Raw genomic sequence first — 18,638 nt, forward strand, 5'->3', positions numbered from 1 at the left:
CAAACCTTTCATGGAAAATGTATAATTTTACATTCTATTATTTTAAAGGATACAATTTGGTTTTTCTTTAATATAGCACTATTTTAGAAAAAAAATCATTTTTTATTGTATATAGCACAAAATAAATATTTTTGCACATGGTTAGCAATATTTTTTTAAAAAAACGGTCAAAAAAAGATTTAAAACCCCTTTAAAGGTGTAAAATAAAATTGCAAATTATTTTGTCTATTCAAAATGAGGTAAAAAATGAACTTATCACTAAGAGAAGTCCAAAAGTTAATGATTACGGTTGCAGCTGATGTTGCTCGTCGTCGTCTAGCTCGTGGCGTTAAATTAAATTATTCTGAAGCTGTTGCTTTAATTACTGACCATGTTATGGAAGGTGCACGTGACGGAGCTTTAGTATCTGATTTAATGCAATCTGCTCGTGAAGTATTACGTATCGATCAAGTTATGGAAGGTGTAGACGCAATGGTATCAATTATCCAAGTCGAAGTCACTTTCCCAGATGGAACAAAATTAGTATCTGTACACGACCCAATCTACAGATAATTACATGAATATATTAACTAAAGGAGAAAACAATATATGTCTGGTGGATCAAACCAATATACACCTGGGAAATTAGTACCTGGTGCTGTTAAATTTGCTGAAGGTGACATCGAAGTAAACAAAGATCGTCCTTCTTACAAAATTACTATTAAAAATACGGGAGACCGTCCAATTCAAGTTGGATCACACTTCCATTTATATGAATCTAACACTGCGTTAGTATTCTATGATGAACAAGGAAACGAGGATAAAGAACGTAAAATGGCTTGAGGGCGTCGTTTCGATATTTCTTCTGGAACTGCGATTCGTTTTGAACCAGGGGATAAAAAAGAAGTTACAATCATTGACTTCCAAGGAACACGTGAAGTGTTTGGGGTTAACGGTTTAGTTAACGGAAAATTAGATAAATAAAAGATTAGGAGAGTCTATTTATGTTTAAAATTTCAAGAAAAAACTATTCTGATCTATTCGGAATTACAACAGGGGATAGCGTACGTTTAGGTGATACTAACTTATTCATCCGTGTTGAAAAAGACTACACTACATACGGAGAAGAGTCTGTATTTGGTGGTGGTAAAACATTACGTGAAGGTATGGGGATGAATGCTTCATTCACTCGTGACCATTCATATGTAAACGAAAAAACTGGTAAAAAAGTTGAAGTTATGGACTTAGTTATTACTAATGCTTTAATTCTTGACTATACTGGTATTTACAAAGCTGATATTGGTATTCGTGATGGTTTAATCGCTGCTATTGGTAAATCTGGTAACCCACACTTAACTTCAGATGTTGATATGGTTGTAGGGATTGCTACTGAAGCTTGTTCAGGAGAAGGTAAAATCTTTACTGCTGGGGGATTAGATACTCACGTTCACTTCTTAGAACCTGAAATTGCCGAAGTTGCATTAGATGGTGGTATCACGACTTTAATCGCTGGTGGTACTGGTATGAACGATGGTTCAAAAGCAACAACTGTGACACCTGGTAAATGATGAATTAAAACTCAATTACAAGGTGCTGATGGAATGCCTGTAAATATTGGTTTCCTAGGTAAAGGACAAGGTTTAAATGAACCTATTTTAGAACAAATCGCAGCTGGTGCTTGTGGTCTTAAAATTCACGAGGACTGAGGTGCAACTGGACATGCAATTGACTCTTCATTAACAGTTGCTGACAAAACTGACGTTGCTGTATCAATCCATACAGATACATTGAACGAAGCAGGATTTGTAGAACATACAATTGCTGCAATGAAGGGACGTGTAATCCACGCGTACCATACTGAAGGTGCTGGTGGGGGACATGCTCCAGATATTTTAGAAACTGTTAAATACTCATTCTGTTTACCAGCTTCAACTAACCCAACTCTTCCATATACAGTAAATACAATTGCTGAACACTTAGATATGTTAATGGTATGTCACCACTTAAATCCTAAAGTTCCAGAAGACGTTGCGTTTGCTGATTCACGTATTCGTGCACAAACTATTGCTGCAGAAGACTTACTGCATGATATGGGTGCAATTTCAATTACTTCATCAGATACATTAGCAATGGGACGTATTGGAGAAGTTGTAACTCGTACTTTCCAAATTGCTGATAAAATGAAAATGCAATTTGGTTCATTAAAAGGAGATAGTGAATTCTCTGATAATAACCGTGTTAAACGTTATGTGTCTAAATTTACAATTAACCCTGCAATTGCTCATGGTATTTCTGACTATGTTGGTTCAATTGAAGTTGGTAAATTAGCTGATTTAGTTGCATGAGAACCTAAATTCTTTGGTGCGAAACCATTCTTTGTAACTAAGATGGGTAACATTGTGCGTTGTGTTGTTGGGGATCCAAATGCTTCAATTCCAACATGTGAACCAGTTATTATGCGTAACCAATTCGCTGCAATTGGCACTGCACTAAACAGATGTTCAGTTTCATTCGTTTCTCAATTATCATTGGATAAAAAACCATCTGTAAAAGAAGAATATGGATTAACTAAAGATTGTTTACCAGTTCGTAATTGTCGTAATATTTCAAAAGCTTCAATGAAATGAAATGACACAACTCCTAACCTAGAAGTAGATGCTCAAACTTTCGAAGCTACTGTTGATTTAGCTGACCTTGAAGGATGATTAGAAACTCCAGCTGCTGAATTAGCAAAAACTCTAAGACAAACAGCTGATGGTAAATACGTATTGGATGCTGAACCATTATCTACAGTTTCACTTGCTCAACGTTACTTCTTATACTAATATTAAAAATTCATTCAATATACATGCATAATTTAAAAATAGTTATATAATAAAGTTATGTAACTATTTTTTTAAAAAGCGAGGTATTTCAATGACAACTTTTAAGAAAGTCATTAACAATGTGCATACATTAATTAACACAATCGGATATACAATTGAAAATATCCATCTTACAAATGATGATGCACTGAAACGTGTCATTATTGTCAAATCAGATTTGAATAATGAATACGGTATTAAATTAGAAGAAGGTAAAAAACTAGTTGATGGAGATATTTTATTCCTAGACGAAGAAAATAAAAAAATGGTGGTTGTTCGTTTAGAATTAGCCGATGTTTTAGAAATCTCTCCTGCAACAGTTGGACAGATGGCTTATTTAGCTCATAACATTGGTAACCGTCATACTCCAGCTCAATTTACAGAAACTTCAATGATTATTCCATACGATTACTTAATTGAAGAATTCTTGCAAACTAGTGAAGCAAAATATGAACGAAAAAAAATTAAACTCAAAGAAGCGTTCCGACACTCAGACGCTGCACGTTAATGAACCTTTATTGCTTTTAGATTTAATGCAAATTACAAATGCGAACTTTCCGATTGGAACTTTTTCTCACTCTTTTGGAATTGAAACTTATATACGGAAAGAAATCGTAGACAATTCAGAAACATTAGAAAAAGCATTACTATTGTACATGAATGAACAATTATTATATGGTGATTTATTAGCAATTCGTCGAGTATATGAATTACTTGAATCAGACGAAATTAATGAAATTTGAGAAGTTGATAATATGATCAGCTTTCAAGGTTTAGCTCGCGAAACTCGTGATGGACAACGTCGGATTGGTGTTCAAATGATTAAGATTTATAACGAATTATACAAAGGTCCGTTATTAATTGAATATTACAGAAAAATTAAAGCAAAAGAATGCTATGGAAATCCAGCAATTTCCTTTGCTTTGCTTGCTAATTATTTAAATATTGACTTACACACAGCTCTTTATACACATCTGTATTCTACAACTGCAGCATTAACGCAAAACTGCGTGCGTGCAATTCCGTTAGGACAAGTACCAGGACAAATTTTGGTTAATAAACTAAAACACACTTACTTTGATGATATTATCACCAAAGCATTGAATTTAGATTTTGAGTCAGATTTTTGCAAAAACATACCTGGTTTAGAAATTGCTCAAATGGAGCACGAGGATGTTCCGGTTCGTTTATTCATGTCATAATGCTACATACTACAAATAAAAGGAAGTAAAAAAAACTTATGAAAAAACCATTAGTTATTGGTGTAGGTGGTCCAGTTGGTGCTGGAAAAACTATGCTTATCGAAAGATTAACACGTAAATTAACAGATAATGGATATTCAATGGCTGCCATTACCAATGATATCTATACAAAGGAAGATGCACGAATTTTATTGAATACTTCAGTCTTAGATGCTGATCGTATTATGGGTGTGGAAACCGGTGGTTGCCCACATACAGCAATTCGAGAAGATGCTTCAATGAATTTTGCTGCTATTGAAGAAATGATGGAACGTCACCCTGATTTACAATTGATTTTTCTTGAATCTGGGGGAGATAATTTATCTGCAACATTTTCACCGGATTTAGTGGATTTCTCAATCTACATTATCGATGTGGCTCAAGGAGAAAAAATTCCACGAAAAGGTGGACAAGGGATGATAAAATCAGATTTATTCATTATTAACAAAGTCGATTTAGCACCATATGTTGGAGCTAACTTGGATGTAATGCGTTCTGATACATTAAAATCTCGTGGTCAAAAAGACTTCTTTATGACAAATTTAAAAACTGATGAAGGTTTAAACGAAGTAGCAAAATGAATCGAAAACCGTTTACAACTATTTTTAGAAGAACAAGCTGACTAATAAATGATTCTTACTAAGGATAAAATCAAGGAATACGCTGCGTATATGTACATCAAAATTAGTACAGATGAACGGAGACCAGATAACTATGCACACACCGTTTATTTTACTAATTTCTTCCGAACTTCTAAACCACTATATGTAGATCTTGATGATCCTACTAACCCATGTTTTCAATTAATTGCTATGGGTGGTGGTTATATTGCTGGTGAAGTTTATCGAAGTGATTTTGAGGTTGAAAAAAATGCAAAATGTATTATTACAACCCAATCATCAACTAAAGCTTATAAAACTGTTAATGGTAAATCATCTAAACAACATACTAATATTACATTATCTGAAAATGCCATTCTTGAATATCTTTCAGACAACGTAATTGTTTATGAGGATGGAATGTTTGAACAGTACAATGTTTTTCGTATGCACAGTAGTGCAACACTAATTTATACTGAATGTTTTGGTCCAGGATGATCTCGGTATGATATCCCTTACCAATACGAAAAAATGTATTTAAATTCTAAAATTTATTATGACGACAAGTTAATTTTGTATGATAATTTAAAGTTTCAACCACGTAAGAATGACGAATCATCATTTGGGATTATGAGTGGTTATTCGTATTGTGGAACAATGATTGTCATTGACCAAAAAGTTACAGAAGATGATGTGATTCATGTTCGTCATTTGATTAAAGAAGCATATCCTGATTTAGATTTCGAATATGGTGTTTCAGGGTTTGATGTTCCAGGACTAGGAATCAGAACCCTTGCACATACTTATTTTGATGTTGAAAAAATCAACGCTGTGGCTCATACATATTTCAGAAAAAAACTATGAAATAAACGTGAACTAAAATTAAGAAAAATGTAATAAAATGCAATTTAAAAAAGTCAAAATCCAATGGGGTTTTGGCTTTTTTTAAGTAAAAATAGTTTTTAATCCGGTCATTATATTAGGGTGAAGAAAAGTGCAGTTATATACAAGTAAAATGCAAATGCAAGTTCTAAAGTGGTTATGAACACACGAAAAAGTAATATCTTGTGATCATTTGCAAATCCATAAGTTTTTATTTTTCTATAGTGTTTTCATACACTTAAAAAATGAGGATGCAGATTGAAAATATTTATCCGCTTATCAACATGGTCCGGTATTTAGTAATCTTTATGGTGATTATTTGTATCGTAATCAATTATTGCGCGAAATGGTGGAAAAAGAAAGTATTGATAATCTTAATATCAAAATTGCAAATAAGGTTTTATTTCTAATTTTAACGCATACAAATCAAGAATTATCAATGCTAACACATCATTTAGATCTATGAAGAAAATACGAATATTTATTATCTATTAACAAAAAACATATACGCATTAAAATTGATGATTTAAGTAATAATGACCAGTTATTTTTGGACCAAATTTATAATAGTTGCAAGGATATTGATGATTATTTGGTGCTGAAAATTCAAAACAAGCGTTTTGTGATTAGACAGGAAGATATTAGTAGAGTTGATAGCACAGTTTATCAAACACTAACAGATATTAATAACAAAGAAGATTTAATGAATCCTGTATATATCCAATGAAATAAGAATGGAGAAATGATCGTTGATTAATGTTAGGGATGTAGTGATGTTGTATTTACCGTTTCCTGGTCTACAAGCATCACTTGCGAAAAAAGCACATATGTATATTTGTTTAAATAAAACTGAAGATGTAAAACAATTTTTAAAAGTTCAAACACCTAAACCACAATTATTTTGTTTGTTGAAAAACTTTATTATTGAGTTACCTGATATTCAACGAAATCCATTTATTAATCCATCACTAATTGATTTAGATAAGATTTTTAGTTTATATCACACATTTATTCCCTTATCTTTAAGGACTAAACGGCGTAAGGATATTGCAAATCATTTCTACTTTGAAATTTTAGATAAACTATCATTAAAACAAACCGCAAGTTATTTAATTAACGATCGTGAATTATTAGTATGCAATGAAAAATTGCGATTATATAATTTGTCTTCACATTAAAACGTTTATAAACAATGTTTATGGTTGGAATGTTAAAATTATTTAAGATGAAAAAAACTAGTAGTTGAAGGAATATGTATATATGATTAAAAAACTTGTTGAATATTTAAAAAAGAATCGGTTAACATTATCAACTTGTGAATCAGCAACGTGCGGGGCATTAGCATCAATGCTAGCAGAAGAATCAGGTATCTCATCGTTTTATAAAGGTGGGATTATTAGTTATGCAAAAGAAACTAAAATTAATGTAGTTGGTGTTGATCCAGATATAATTGCTCAAACAACTACCATTAGTATTGAAACTGCCAAAGAGATGGCTTTAAAAACAAATAAGTTATTAAACACCCAAATCGCTTTATCAATTACAGGAAATGCAGGACCAACAGGGGATGAAAATAAGGAAGTTGGATTGTTTTATGTTGGGATTGCTGTTAACGATTTTGCTCTAGCGAAAGAGTTTCGAATTGCGGATAAAGGACGAAGTAAAAATCGTTTAGAAATGGCATTTGATGCTCTTGCTTATTTGTCATCGATTTTAGAAAAATAAAAAAATTTTTTTAGTAAATTTCCTTTTTTTCTTCGGTTATTAAAGCATAGGAGATGAACTATTATGAAAACAAAAAAAGAATTAGATGACCAAATTGATCCAATCGCATCATTAGAAACTAGATTTAGTAAAACATCATATTGTTTAGCTGATGATTTGGCCGAACAGAAAATCAAGGTTATTTCAACCGGATCATTACAGTTAGACAATATTACTGGTATTAGTGGAATACCGGTTTCCCGCATTACAGAAATTTTTGGCAATGAATCAAGTGGAAAAACAACAATTGCATTACAAACCGCCGCTGAATGTCAGAAAAGCGGTGGTAAGGTTGCATTTATTGATATGGAAGGATCATTTGATATTACATACGCAAAAAAATTAGGTGTTGACACATCTCGTTTGATTATCGCACAACCAACAACCGGGGAAATCGCTTTTGATATGATTGAAACACTGCTAAAAACTAACAATATTAATTTAATTGTGGTTGACTCAGTTGCCGCAATGATTCCTGAAAATGAATTTTTAAATGATATGAATGAAACAGCGATGGGTGCTCATGCTCGATTAATGTCAAAAGGTTTAAGAAAAATTCAGCCTTTAATTTCGCGTTCAAATACAGCGATTTTATTTTTAAATCAGTTACGAGAAAAAATTAACACTTTTTTTGGCAATCCAGAAATGACAACAGGTGGAAAAGCATTACGTTTCTATGCATCATTGCGGATTGAAACTCGTAAAGCGGATTTAATTAAGGATGGAACAAACAAAATTGGTGTGAAAACAAAAGTAACGGTCATTAAAAATAAACTCGCTGCACCAATGCAAAGTTGTTATATTGACATTTTCTTTGGTCAAGGTTTTAATTCAAACAATGAAATAATTGATTTTGCGATTCAGTATGGTGTAATTCGCAAAAATGGATCTTGATTTTACTTAGATAACGAAAAAATTGCACAGGGAAAAGATCAATTAAAAACATATTTAGATAACAATTTAAAAGTGTTTGAAAAAGTTAAAGAAAAAGTGATTAGTTTGATTCAAACACCACAACCTAACACCATTGAATTAAATGTTCCAAAAAGTGTTGATGTAGTGATTGAATAGTTATTAGTAGTCTAGATAATAGACTACTTTTTTCTTAATAAAAAATAAATTTCTAAGTAGTTATCATATTTTGCTGCCTAATTTTAGTTAATAACTATCTATAATTAAATGAGGTGATATATATGGAAAAAACATATTTAATTTTATTTTATATATTACTGAGTTTATTTGTGATAATTGCACTATCACTTATAGTTGGGTTAATAGTGTTATTTAAAAAGAAACAACTAAAACTTATATGAATTAGAAAAGATCAAGTAGATTTATATAAGAAAATTAGGGAGTTCGATAATCTTAAAGCAGAAAAAAATAAACTGCAAGATCAGTATGATATTTTGATTTCTGAAAAAGAAGATTGTTTAAATCAGATTGCCGAATTAAAAAGAACATATGAACAATGATTGTTGAAAGCAAATAATTATAGTGAACAAGAAGCAAAACAAGAATTATTGAATTATATGCATCAAAAACATAAAAAAGAACTTGCGAAGGATTACTTAAAGCAAAAACGTGATTTTGATGAATACTTCAAATATTATGCAAACAATATTTTAGTTGATACAATGCAAAATTTAGCGGAACCACTAATTGTTGAGCGTTCGCTATTTAATATTACAATGCAAGATGACAGCCTAAAAGGAAAAATCATCGGTCGTGATGGCCGTAATAAAGCTGTTTTTGAAAATGTTGCAGGTGTAGACTTAATCGTCGACCGTCAACAACCGATTATTGGTGTATCTTCTCCTAATCCAATCCGACGTGAAATCGCTTCATTAGCGATGAAAAGATTAATTGAAAGCAAAAACATTGATAGTAACCGGATTGAGTTAATTTATGAAGAAGAGAAAAACAAATTTGATGAAAATTTAAAAATTATTGGAAAAGATGTTTTAGAAAACCAGTTAGGTTTTTTCGATTTTATTCCCGAAGTTTATGAATATGTTGGTAGAATGAAGTTTAGAACTTCATATGGTCAAAACATTCTGACGCACTCTCTTGAATGTGCGCAACTTGCAGAAATGATTGCAAAAGAATTAGGTATTGATTCTGTTAAAGCAAAAAAAGTGGCTTTCTTTCATGACATCGGAAAAACTATTGATTTTGAAAGTGATTTAGATCATGTTGAAGCGGGCGTGCTTTTGGGACATCGTTTAAAATTTGATGCTGATATTATCAATGGAATTGAATCACACCACAATAAAGTTACCCCAACTAGTATTTATGGTGCTTTAGTTAAAGTTGTTGATACTTTATCAGCAGCGCGTCCTGGTGCCAGGGTAAATTCTTATGATGAATATTTCAAACGGGTAAATGAACTAGAAAATTTATGTTATGAATTTGAGGGTGTTAAACAAGCGTATGTGATTAAATCAGGACGTCAATTACGTGTAATGGTTGATGCAAATATTGTAAATGATGATTTATTAAACTATTTAGGTTATCAAATTAAGAATAAAATTGAAACTAATGATTTGCTTGGCAATTATAAGATTCAAATAGTAATGATCAAAGAAAAACGAATTACACTAGAAACAAATATTCCAGTTTAATATATGAAGAAAAATGAACTATATGTTTTTGGCATATAGTTCATTTATTTTTCATTAGTGTTATTATCGTCAGAATTACCCTCTTGATTTTTATTATCAGGATTATTTCCTTCTTTTTTTAGTTCTTCGCGTGCTGTTGCATCCTCTTTGGCTTTACTCACACCATAGATTGCAAAAACACTACCTAGACCAACAATTGTTCCTGCAATAAGAATAATTTTAGCCTTTTTACTTAACTTCATAATTGTATTTTTTAAGTTCTTCTAAAACTTTATTAACTGATTCTTCCACAGTTGCGCGTGCATCAAGCACTAAATAATCAATTCCAAAATCTTTACAAACATTAACCATATAATCAGTATATTTTTCCAATAAGTTTTTAAAATAAGTTTCGTTTTTGGCGAAATTATTAATTTCAACGGCACGGTTACGTTTATAAATTCGTTCTTTAAACAATTCTCAATTGCCATCAAGAATAATGTATAGTCTAGGAACTCCTAATTCATAGACTAATTCCTTACAAACACCATCTCATAAACTAGCATAATATTGAAAAACACTCGGTTTGTTGATGTTTGCATGAGCAAATAATCAATCCTCAAAAATGCTTCGATCAAAAATCGTTAAATTTTGTTGATTACAATTTTTCTTATAATTGTCAAATCGGTTTAAAACAAAATATAGTTGAAATAAAGAACCATACAAAATATTATTTTCTCTTTCATACATTTTTTGTAATAATAATTGCATTAATTGATCATTATCGTTTAGTTCATAAACAACATGGCTTTTATTGATTGCTTTATGTAATGCTTCTGCGAGAGTTGATTTTCCAAAAGCAATCATTCCGCCAATTGCAATTGCATTGGCAATTCGATTTTTTTTAAATGGTGGTGTATTTTGATTATTCATATTCATATTCTCCTTGATTGTAATTAAAATTATAACGAATAATATCTTGATTAGCAGATACAAAAATTAGAACAGGTTTGTTTTATTAAAGGCCAATAACATATAATTATAATATGTGACAGAAAGGTTATTTATGTCCAATTTATCACTTTACCGTTTATATCGACCACATACTTTTGCAGATGTGATTGGTCAAGAACATATTAAAACGATTCTAATGAATGCGGTTGGATTAAACAAAATTAATCATGCATATATTTTTAGTGGACCAAGAGGAATCGGGAAGACAAGTATTGCACGTATTTTTGCATCGCTAATTAACTGTTTAGATCCGGTTAATAACGATTGCTGCACAAAATGTACTAATTGTATTAATTTGTTAAATGATACAGCTGTGGATTTTGTTGAATTAGATGCCGCAAGTAACAATGGTGTTGAACAAATTCGTTCAATTATTGATAATGTTTATTATCTTCCGACAAATTTCAAGAAAAAAGTATATGTGATTGATGAAGCACATATGCTGACGACTCAAGCATGAAACGCTTTTTTAAAAACATTAGAGGAACCACCAGCACATGTTGTTTTTGTTTTTGCGACAACAGAATTTCACAAGATTCCATTAACAATTATTAGTAGGAGCCAAAGGTTTGATTTTCAAGGATTAAATAGTGGACAATTGAAAACTTTATTATTAGATGTTGCGAAAAAGGAAAATATTGTAATTGATAATTTAGCATGCGATTTATTGATTAATTTAGCACGTTATTCCGCACGTGATATGTTAAGTTTGTTAGATCAATTGGCTACTTTTAGCAAAAAAATTAATTTAGATTTAATTAATAGAACATTTAATTTAGTTGGTTACGAAGAAAAAATTAATTTTTTAAAATTAATACTAAATAAGGATTTTGCTCAATTAAAAAAAGTTTTAAATAATTTTGCTGAACAAGGTTGTGATTTGCAAACTTTTGTCTATGATTTATTAAATATCTTGTTTGTTTATAAAGAAAACGCTTTAGCTAAAAAATATATTTCTAACGATATTTTAAAAGAAAATGATTTTGAAGATTTAAAAAATTTTGAAAATTTAATTGATGAGGCAACAAATAGTTTGATTAATGTACATAGTCAATTAAAGAATAGTTTAGATGAACAATTTGAACTACTAAAAAGCTTTTATAGTTTAATGTTCCCTAGTGTTCGGGAGTTAAAGGAAATTGATAAACTAGTTGGACAAAAGCAACAGTTAAGATTGAAAATCAATGAAACTGTTGAGCAGAACAGTGTAAAATCAAAATTATTAGGAGAACAAGAATTGCAATCTAATCCTATAAAAAATTTATATGGTAGTAAGGTTTCAATTGTTCAACCAAAAGTTTTACCAAAAACTATTTTTTTTGATTTTAAATTTTCTTATAGTGATGAAGATATTAACAGTTTAGGAAAATTCAAACCTGCTCAGCAATTGAAGAGAACTAAAAGTATATCACCAATCATTGATACTGGTGAAATAAACGTTGCATCTTCAGAAACAAAGGTTAGGACTGAACCGTTGTTGGATTCAAAAGAAATTTTTTCTAATTCAACGACTTCACCAGCAACCAACCCATTATTAACAGAACTTAGTCAGCCAATTATTTCGCAATCACTCGAAGAGATTGAGAAACAAAATGAAGAGTATGCTCTAAACACCATTTTTAATGTTTATAAAGATAAAACAAAAAGTATTTCAGTAAATGAACAACTTAAATCTTTAAAGAATAAATGATTAGATCCAAACTCAGAATTATCATATTCTAATGAAGAATTAAAATGATTAAACTTAGTCAAGGAAATTAAGAGTATAGCTGCAGTATCTGAAAACGGAATTGTTTGTTTATGTAATAAAATTATTCTTCCCAAAATTTATAAAGCATTTAGTAATATTAATTTTATAACTTTTATTTACAAAAACTTGGTTCCTAATAAACAGTATAGTTTTCTAGCAAAAGCAACCTTTAGCGAACTAATTGATGTTTATAAAAAACAAAGTTATGACGAAAAATCGCCTATAATTAAAGATAATATTATTTATCAATGAATTAATCTGTATGCAGATTACCAAAAAGAAGGAGATCAAATTATTGATTTGATCGCTAATTTAGATAACGAAGAAAATGAATAAGGAGTTCATATATGAATTTACAAAAAATGATGCAAGAAGCACAAAAAATCCAAAATTCTTTAAAGAAGAAACAAGCAGAATTTGAAGCGAAAGAATTTGATTTTGATTACAAAAGCTTAGTTTCAATCAAAATTAAAGGCAACTTAGAAGTTTTAAGTATGATTTTTAGCCCTGATATTGTTGATCCAGATGATTTGGATACACTACAGGATGTAGCAGCAAAAGCAGTAAATGAAGCTGTTAAATCGGTGCTTGCTGCAAAAGAACAAATTACTAACTCAGTAATGCCAGGTGCTGCTGGTAAACTATTTTAATAAATGCAAAAACCTGTCGAATTTGAACTTCTAGTTGATGCTTTACGTTCGCTACCAGGTGTAGGAACAAAAAATGCTAAAAAATGAGCATTTTTTTTATTAAAACAAGACGCAAAATATATTAATGATTTTGTCAAACGTTTGAACAATGCATATGAAAAAATTAAGCAGTGTAAAACATGTGGAGTAATGACAAATGATAAGCAATGCTATATTTGTTTAAACCCCTATCGTGACCAAACAAAACTAATGGTTGTAACAACAAATGAAGATGTTGAGCGGATTGAATCAGCAAATATTTATGATGGTCTGTATTTTGTAACTGGTGGAGAAATTTCCTTTCGCAAAAACGTTGCTGTTGAACACACTAATTTAAATAATTTATATAGCAGAGTAACAGAGCATGGCTTTAATGAAATAATTATTGCCACAAGTTTCACCCACGATGGAGAAGCAACAGCAGTATATATTGCAGATTTATTTAAATCCCATTCAAATATTAATATTTACCGGATAGGATTTGGAATACCATTAAATTCGAGTATTGATTATGCTGATGATGAAACTTTACGACAATCTTTGATTAATAAGAGATTTTTGAAATAAGGAGATTAACCGATGTTAAATTCAATGATTAGTTCGCTTGTAGCAAAGCGAATGGCTAAAAAATTAAAAAAAGAAACAATCCAAGCAGAAGATTTAAAGGAAGTTTTAAGTGAGATTCGAATCGCTTTATTAGATGCCGATGTAAATCTTGGGGTTGTAAAAAAATTTATCAATGATGTTCGTGAAGCAGCCGTTGGTGTCTATATTGAAAAAAACCAAACTCCATCAGATATTGTTTTAAAAATTATTAAAGATGAGTTAGTTAAAATTTTAGGTGCTCAACATCAACCTGTAAATACAGCCAAATCACAATTAAAAATTATGATGGTAGGGTTGCAAGGTTCTGGAAAGACAACGACCTGTGGTAAATTAGCAAACTATTTCCGCAATAAATTCAATAAACGACCCATTTTAGTTGCTGCAGATATTTACCGACCAGCTGCGATTGATCAATTAGAAACATTAGCAAACCAAACGCGTGTTAATTTTTACGCTGATAGAGAAAATAAAAAAGTTGATCAAATTGTTAAACATGCAATGCATCAGGCAGACGAAGCAGATAATAATTTGATAATTGTTGATACTGCAGGACGCTTACAAACTAACGATGAATTAATGCAAGAGTTGGTGGATGTAAAACGTGCTTTTGTACCTGATGAAGTTTTTTTAGTGGTCGATGCAATGGCTGGGCAAGACATTATTAATGTTGCTAAAGAATTTCATTCACGTCTAAATTTAACTGGAATTGTGGTTACTAAATTAGATTCTGACGCTCGAGCAGGTGCTGTTTTATCATTAACTTCGTTGTTAAATGTTCCAATTAAATTCACAGGAACTGGGGAAAAATTAGGATCAATTGATGATTTTTATCCCGAAAGAATGGCTGACCGTATTCTTGGACTTGGTGACATTATGACCCTTGCTGAAAAAGCTATGGATGTTGTTGACGAGAAAAAAGCGCGTGCCTCATATAGCAGAATGATGGCGGGGAAAATGGATTTTGAAGATTTGAAATTGCAATTTGAACAAATGAACAAAATGGGTTCATTGGGTGCAATTAAAAAAATGATTCCAGGACTAAATAAAATTTCTGATGATGAAACAGAAAATGCGAGCGAAAAAATCAAAGTTTGATCTTATTTGCTTGATAGTATGACATTAAAAGAACGTCGAAACCCGCGTTTATTTAAAAAAGAACCAACACGGAAAATTCGGGTTTTAAAAGGATCAGGAAGATCACCAGATGAATTTAATAAATTGTATAAACAATGAGAAAATGCTCGGGATAAAATGGCTGAGATTGGCAAAATGTTAAAAGGTGGAAAGAATCCATTTGGTAAAGATGGTGGATTAGGAGATTTATTCTAGATAAGAGGTTTATACTATGAGTAAATTAATTGCAATTGTAAATCGTGAAGATTGTATTGGCTGTGGTGCATGCGCAACTGTTTGTCCAGTTGATGCAATTGAACTTGACGAAAATAACATTGCTTGAGTGAATGAAAAATGCATTAGTTGTGGTGCATGTGCCAATGTTTGTCCGGCAATGTGTATTGATATGGATGATATGCAAATTTGGTATGAGAAACGTAAAAAATATTTCAACCAATAACCATAAGACAGGAGGTTAGGTTATGAAAAAGAAAAAAATCTGATGGAAGTGTCTTTTGGGTTTAACACCTTTAACAATTATTGCTCCCATTGCTGCAAGTTGTAGTAATATTCAAAAACAAAATAATTACAATTTAGAAAAATTTGAGTATGATGATTATGTTATTCCTGCATCTAGTACATACGTCGATGCAAATGTAGATTACAGCCAAACTGATAAGGACTTTAATACATATTTTAGTGAGTACAATCAATTAGAAAGTGTTATCCAAAATCAAAATGAAAATTTCTATAAATATCATTTAATTAAAAATGGTTCAATAGCTGATTATATGAAGCGAGTAATTAGTCTAAATGATCCAGAAGTTGCAGATTGATATCAACGATTAACTCTTAATGGTATTAAAAAAGATATTGCAGCATATATTAATAAAATTTATAGCCAATACAATACATTAATTAAGGATGATTTTAGTTTTAGTGCATCGGATATTAAGATTAGTGCAACTCGTTTGAACTTAAATCAAGAAACCATAATAATTAACCCTAATCAAAAGTTGATTAGATTTGACCCTGATATTAGTGTCAATGATTTAAATCAAGATATTAAAATTAATTTAGACTTTAGTATTACTTTGACTAATCAAAGCAAACGAGACATTATTATTAAAGATTTATTTAGCACTAATGCCCAAGCGATTAGAAAAAACTCATCATTAACTATTAATTTTGCTGTTAAGGACTCTCCATTAATACTTGATTTATATCGAGATCAAAAATACAAAACATTATCAAATTTTGAAAGCCAATTATTACACAATACTTATAAATTAGGATACTATTTCAATGCAATAAACATTACTTCAGAATCTAAAGAAGTTCGTGAGAATGCGAAACAGGGAGAGGAAAATTTATTTATAATCTCGCCAGGTCCAATCAATTTAGTTTGAAATAGAGCTATGGGGCGAGTGTTGTGAGATTCATATGTTCTAAATCAGTCTTTAAAAAATGTAACATATAAACAAAATATTTTTAATATGAATAATGATTTGTTAACCAAATTAAAAACTATTAAAGGGAACGATATCCTTGAGGATATTAAACATAATTTCGAATCTGGTCAATTGGTAGTCAAAACAACAGTTAATAATGTTTTTGATATTCTTAACAGCGTTTATGAAGATCAAAATTTAGTTACATTGTTTAAGACAAATGCGAATGCATTCTATGATTTACTACTAAATTATACTCGCAGTAAAGCAATTGCAAAAATTGCTCAGACCTTTGCGTCGAACCGCTCATTCGGTGAGGTCCTTGAGACCTTTAAACCGGTTTTGGGATATATTCTTGACATCTTGCTAAAAGATAAAAAGAGTATCAAGAAAATTATTTATGAGAAGTTTATGAGTATTAATTTTGCCCAAAACTTAATTAATGAAGCGGACCAATTACAAGCTTTAATCGCTTCGATTGATTTAGCACCCATTGTTCCGTTTAAGCGCTTGATTAATGCAGTATTTCAGGAAGTAATTAACTCAGAGAAAAAAGCGAAAACAGATAATGACGGAACTTATGGGATTTTTAATTTTTTTGACGACATTGCGAGTTTGTTATTATCAATTCCAACGAACGATTTGCCTGAATTAAATATTGGCGAGGATTTGACGCTAGCGAGTCTTGTTAATGAAATCAAAGAAATTATTGATTTAATTGTTCCTAAGCAAAATGATTCGTTGGGTGCGGAACAAAAATATTTATTTTCACAAATCAAAGTACTTGATTTAATTAGTTTAAATCAGGATGAAACAATTAACTATAAAGAAGGATTAATAAAAATTATAGATTTATTAAAAACCTTCAAAATCATGATTCCTGAAAATATTTTGGAAATTTTAAATACTTTTATTTTCAAAAATGGTAATTGAAGTAAAGCAAATATTCAAAAATTGTTACGAAGCTTTTTGTATTTGGAAACAACAACTAATAATGAAACCACAACAATTAGCTTAAAAGATTTTATTAACAACCAAATTGCTATTAGTTTTGACGAACAAACACTTGAGTTTGAATACGATGATGAAAAACAAACTATTAATAAATTACAAATGTTTTACACATATACAATCAAACAAAATGTTGGGTTTAATTTACAAAATATTTACGATTTATTACCATCAAGTGATGACAATCAACAAATTAATAAAATTATTTCGATTGTAAGAAACGAACTGCCTAAGCGATTGGAATTAATTGCTGGGGACTATCTTGAACATAAAGTTGTTATTAATGAACCTCAACAAATTACCCCAATGATCTACAGAGCAAAAGAAAATGATCAGTATGCTTTAGGTTATACTTTTTATCCCCAACACACTGTAAATGTACATTTTACAGAAACTATTAAGAAATTATTAGACCAGAGCCAATATACCGCAAATACAATTTTATCCAAAGATTATTTAGCACCAGTTTTAAGTTTATTATTTTATCGTCAATGAACATTTAAACAACCATTTTCAATTTTTGCAACAAATTCCATTAGCCCATTAAATAAAATTAATGAGCAATACAAGGATGAATGAAGTAAATTCAATCAGAACGCATACCATACTGACTATACATTTATATATGACCCTACCAAATGAAAAGCATTAGCTACAAATAATATCAGCGTACTAGATAATTTATTTAATGAAATTGAGACAAAATCGATTGATAAAATTACTTTAACAGATGCACTTAACCGAAGAACTAGTATCTACCAAACAAACGACGTTTTAAATGTTGACTTAGAAGAATTAATTAAAAACAAGGTTTTTGCTTTTGGAAAAGGTATAGATTTGGATAATGATGTGTATATTACCGCTTTACCGGTTGTTTTAGGAATTCCCAAAACAACCGAAAACGAATCTGATGAATTACTTTATCAAAATGTTTTAATGAAAAAAATATTGTTAGTTATACATTTTAAAAAACCAGTTGTTGATTTATCTAATCCTAATCAACCATTACTAGTTTGAACAAAAAGGATATTTATTTAATTTCAAAGAAAAACCTTTGCTTATAAAATAAAAGCAA

20 protein-coding genes are annotated in these 18,638 nt (G+C 30.5%); 18 read left to right on the forward strand and 2 right to left on the reverse strand.

From position 1 onward, the window contains the following. Positions 1 to 246: 246 nt before the first annotated feature. From OF377_RS00805 to OF377_RS00860, 12 genes are all read left to right on the forward strand, one after another. Positions 247 to 552, forward strand: coding sequence for an urease subunit gamma (locus tag OF377_RS00805; protein ID WP_263836005.1), 306 nt, complete (start codon positions 247 to 249; stop codon positions 550 to 552). 36 nt (positions 553 to 588) lie between these two features. Next, positions 589 to 963, forward strand: a complete 375-nt coding sequence (locus tag OF377_RS00810; RefSeq protein WP_263836006.1) for an urease subunit beta — start codon at positions 589 to 591, stop codon at positions 961 to 963. 20 nt (positions 964 to 983) lie between these two features. Further along, a complete protein-coding gene (gene ureC, locus OF377_RS00815) occupies positions 984 to 2,804 on the forward strand; it encodes an urease subunit alpha (protein WP_263836007.1) in 1,821 nt (606 codons plus the stop codon). Between the two features lie 91 nt (positions 2,805 to 2,895). Then, the gene (ureE, locus tag OF377_RS00820; RefSeq protein WP_263836008.1) at positions 2,896 to 3,351 is read left to right on the forward strand and encodes an urease accessory protein UreE; all 456 of its coding nucleotides are present in this window, start codon (positions 2,896 to 2,898) and stop codon (positions 3,349 to 3,351) included. Between the two features lie 25 nt (positions 3,352 to 3,376). Beyond that, the gene (locus tag OF377_RS00825; RefSeq protein WP_263836079.1) at positions 3,377 to 4,045 is read left to right on the forward strand and encodes an urease accessory protein UreF; all 669 of its coding nucleotides are present in this window, start codon (positions 3,377 to 3,379) and stop codon (positions 4,043 to 4,045) included. A 38-nt stretch (positions 4,046 to 4,083) separates the two neighbouring features. Then, positions 4,084 to 4,710, forward strand: a complete 627-nt coding sequence (ureG, locus tag OF377_RS00830) for an urease accessory protein UreG (protein ID WP_263836009.1) — start codon at positions 4,084 to 4,086, stop codon at positions 4,708 to 4,710. 3 nt (positions 4,711 to 4,713) lie between these two features. Continuing rightward, complete coding sequence (locus OF377_RS00835) at positions 4,714 to 5,580, forward strand: urease accessory protein UreD (protein ID WP_263836010.1); 867 nt, start codon at positions 4,714 to 4,716, stop codon at positions 5,578 to 5,580. A 124-nt stretch (positions 5,581 to 5,704) separates the two neighbouring features. Continuing rightward, complete coding sequence (locus OF377_RS00840; protein WP_263836011.1) at positions 5,705 to 6,322, forward strand: hypothetical protein; 618 nt, start codon at positions 5,705 to 5,707, stop codon at positions 6,320 to 6,322. After that, entirely contained in the window at positions 6,300 to 6,743 is a 444-nt protein-coding gene (locus OF377_RS00845; RefSeq protein ID WP_263836012.1) for a hypothetical protein, read from the forward strand. Before OF377_RS00840 ends, OF377_RS00845 begins: the two co-directional genes overlap by 23 nt. An 82-nt stretch (positions 6,744 to 6,825) precedes the next feature. Next, the gene (locus tag OF377_RS00850; protein ID WP_263836013.1) at positions 6,826 to 7,290 is read left to right on the forward strand and encodes a CinA family protein; all 465 of its coding nucleotides are present in this window, start codon (positions 6,826 to 6,828) and stop codon (positions 7,288 to 7,290) included. Positions 7,291 to 7,353: 63 nt separating this feature from the next. Then, entirely contained in the window at positions 7,354 to 8,400 is a 1,047-nt protein-coding gene (recA, locus tag OF377_RS00855; protein ID WP_263836014.1) for a recombinase RecA, read from the forward strand. A gap of 122 nt (positions 8,401 to 8,522) precedes the next feature. After that, positions 8,523 to 9,950, forward strand: coding sequence for an HDIG domain-containing metalloprotein (locus OF377_RS00860; protein WP_263836015.1), 1,428 nt, complete (start codon positions 8,523 to 8,525; stop codon positions 9,948 to 9,950). Between the two features lie 44 nt (positions 9,951 to 9,994). Here the strand turns inward: OF377_RS00860 and OF377_RS00865 are convergent, their stop codons facing one another. Together OF377_RS00865 and OF377_RS00870 are read right to left on the reverse strand one after the other, a co-directional pair. Then, complete coding sequence (locus OF377_RS00865; RefSeq protein ID WP_263836016.1) at positions 9,995 to 10,192, reverse strand: hypothetical protein; 198 nt, start codon at positions 10,190 to 10,192, stop codon at positions 9,995 to 9,997. Beyond that, positions 10,179 to 10,862 (reverse strand): deoxynucleoside kinase, encoded by a 684-nt coding sequence (locus OF377_RS00870; RefSeq protein ID WP_263836017.1) that lies wholly within the window; start codon positions 10,860 to 10,862, stop codon positions 10,179 to 10,181. Before OF377_RS00870 ends, OF377_RS00865 begins: the two co-directional genes overlap by 14 nt. A 133-nt stretch (positions 10,863 to 10,995) precedes the next feature. Between OF377_RS00870 and dnaX the strand changes: the two genes are divergently transcribed. The 6 genes from dnaX to OF377_RS00900 are packed head-to-tail and all read left to right on the forward strand — an operon-like array spanning position 10,996 to position 18,601. Beyond that, positions 10,996 to 13,029: a DNA polymerase III subunit gamma/tau gene (dnaX, locus tag OF377_RS00875; protein WP_263836018.1), complete on the forward strand. Its 2,034-nt coding sequence runs from the start codon at positions 10,996 to 10,998 to the stop codon at positions 13,027 to 13,029. 11 nt (positions 13,030 to 13,040) lie between these two features. Continuing rightward, positions 13,041 to 13,343 carry a YbaB/EbfC family nucleoid-associated protein gene (locus OF377_RS00880; protein ID WP_263836019.1) on the forward strand — a complete coding sequence of 101 codons (303 nt, stop codon included), beginning with the start codon at positions 13,041 to 13,043 and terminating at the stop codon, positions 13,341 to 13,343. Between the two features lie 3 nt (positions 13,344 to 13,346). Next, positions 13,347 to 13,949 (forward strand): recombination mediator RecR, encoded by a 603-nt coding sequence (recR, locus tag OF377_RS00885; protein ID WP_263836020.1) that lies wholly within the window; start codon positions 13,347 to 13,349, stop codon positions 13,947 to 13,949. 12 nt (positions 13,950 to 13,961) lie between these two features. Beyond that, positions 13,962 to 15,317: a signal recognition particle protein gene (gene ffh / locus OF377_RS00890; protein WP_263836021.1), complete on the forward strand. Its 1,356-nt coding sequence runs from the start codon at positions 13,962 to 13,964 to the stop codon at positions 15,315 to 15,317. Between the two features lie 16 nt (positions 15,318 to 15,333). Beyond that, the gene (locus OF377_RS00895) at positions 15,334 to 15,561 is read left to right on the forward strand and encodes a 4Fe-4S binding protein (RefSeq protein WP_263836022.1); all 228 of its coding nucleotides are present in this window, start codon (positions 15,334 to 15,336) and stop codon (positions 15,559 to 15,561) included. A 22-nt stretch (positions 15,562 to 15,583) separates the two neighbouring features. Continuing rightward, positions 15,584 to 18,601 carry a hypothetical protein gene (locus tag OF377_RS00900; protein WP_263836023.1) on the forward strand — a complete coding sequence of 1,006 codons (3,018 nt, stop codon included), beginning with the start codon at positions 15,584 to 15,586 and terminating at the stop codon, positions 18,599 to 18,601. The last annotated feature ends 37 nt before the right edge of the window (positions 18,602 to 18,638 follow it).

The sequence above is a fragment of the Ureaplasma sp. ES3154-GEN genome (genome assembly GCF_025780075.1).
Taxonomy (GTDB): domain Bacteria; phylum Bacillota_I; class Bacilli_A; order Mycoplasmatales; family Mycoplasmoidaceae; genus Ureaplasma.